Below are 1,477 nucleotides of genomic sequence, written 5' to 3'. Positions count from 1 at the left end.
GCGTCACGCAGCATGCACGCCCATTACTGCTGGTACGAGGCTCCATGCCTCCTCCCCATGCTTCGTTGATGACGACTATGCCCAGCCCGTCATCAGAGTAGTTGGCAATACCGATCGTGAGATGCATTTCCGGTGGCGCGTCGGTGATGTCGTGGCCAGTGTCAGGCTCAATAATGCGCGGCTTCGGAGGACTGGGCGGTGGTGGACCCATCCTGAAATCCATGAACTTCAGCACCAGACCCGCCAAGGCAAACAGCACAAGCCCGATCAGAGCAATCCTGACAAGCACCTTTTTCACCACGGCCATTCGCTCGACGCCCTTCATTCAAACGCACCCTCGTCTACGACGCAGGTTGGGGTAGATGATCTGCTCGCAGTTCGCGCCGTCCACCAAGTCCACCGGGAACGAACCGCGTACTTCATGCGCCGCCACCATATGCACACAGCGACGCACATCGGCGGGAATGCGCAGGTCTTCGGCCGACGCCCAACCACCGTGGCCATCGAACACCGACTCAAAGAAGCTCTGCGCGGCACCTACCGAAGCGACTGTATCGAACAAGCCCATGAAATCGATCTGCACCGGAATACCGCACAGCCGCAGCGGCCCGGGACCGGGGTCGCAGGCATCGCCGAGCCAGTTGCAGAACACGCGCGCCTCGGTGGCGCCGCGCGAGAAGCCAAACACCGATATACGGATGCGGTCTACACGGGGATTCTGCTTCTGGAACGGCGCTACCTTCTTCGCCAGAAAAGCACGGCGCTCCTGCAACACCGCCCGCCGCGCTATGTGATCGGCACGCGCCAGATGGGTACCACGCACCCGTTGCAGCGCACCGACCATGTTCCAGAAGCCGCCGCTGAGCGAGTTGCGAAGATCGATTTCCTCCTGCCCTTGGTTGACCGCCAGGTAGTTGGACAGCGACATCCGCGCCGCCTGCGCCAAGCGCTCTACGTCCTGCAGGTGCAAGCGGAGATCGGCACTCATCTTGCGCGCGATGGGGACGGTGGAATCGAAGCCCATTGCGGCGGTGACGGTTGTCTCTGCGAAATGGGTCAAGAGATGATCCTGGACTTGCATCAGCATCCAGTTCACCCGACCCTCACCGCCCCAGCCGGCTGCCGCGCCAGCACGGGCATGCCAGCCGGTGCCGGTATCGCCGATTTCTTTTAGCGCCTCGGTGCCGACGCCCTGAATGTAGCTAGAAAACTGGCTGCGGCGAACTCCTGTGCCCGGCAAAATACCCCGATCAAATACATCGAACAGACGAGAAATATTGGACTGAGTGAAGTCACCACGCCTTAACGAATTCAAACGATGATTACGCGTGCCATCGAAGAAGCAGCCGATAAAAATGTCGATGCCACATGGCGAAATCGTGCCAATTGATGATCCCGCACATCGAGACTTCTCGCGCGCACTAAGACCTATTGAATTCTCGTCCAACGGCGCTGAAGAACTTACCTTCATCACTCC

The 1,477-nt window shown here is 59.5% G+C and carries 2 protein-coding genes; both read right to left on the bottom strand.

All coding sequences use genetic code 11. The features are described 5' to 3' along the window. A partial coding sequence (locus tag ACFC0D_RS38530) for a hypothetical protein (RefSeq protein WP_376446768.1) occupies positions 1-325 on the bottom strand: 325 nt, incomplete at its 3' end. Beyond that, positions 326-1,477, bottom strand: a 1,152-nt coding sequence (locus ACFC0D_RS38525; protein WP_376446766.1) for a phospholipase effector Tle1 domain-containing protein, incomplete at its 5' end; no start/stop codon positions are given. It lies immediately after the preceding gene.

The sequence above is a fragment of the Streptomyces sp. NPDC056222 genome (assembly GCF_042264065.1).
In the GTDB taxonomy this organism is placed as follows: domain Bacteria; phylum Actinomycetota; class Actinomycetes; order Streptomycetales; family Streptomycetaceae; genus Streptomyces.
Note: the sequence above shows the minus strand (reverse complement) of the source record. Positions and strands in the feature narration are given on the sequence as shown.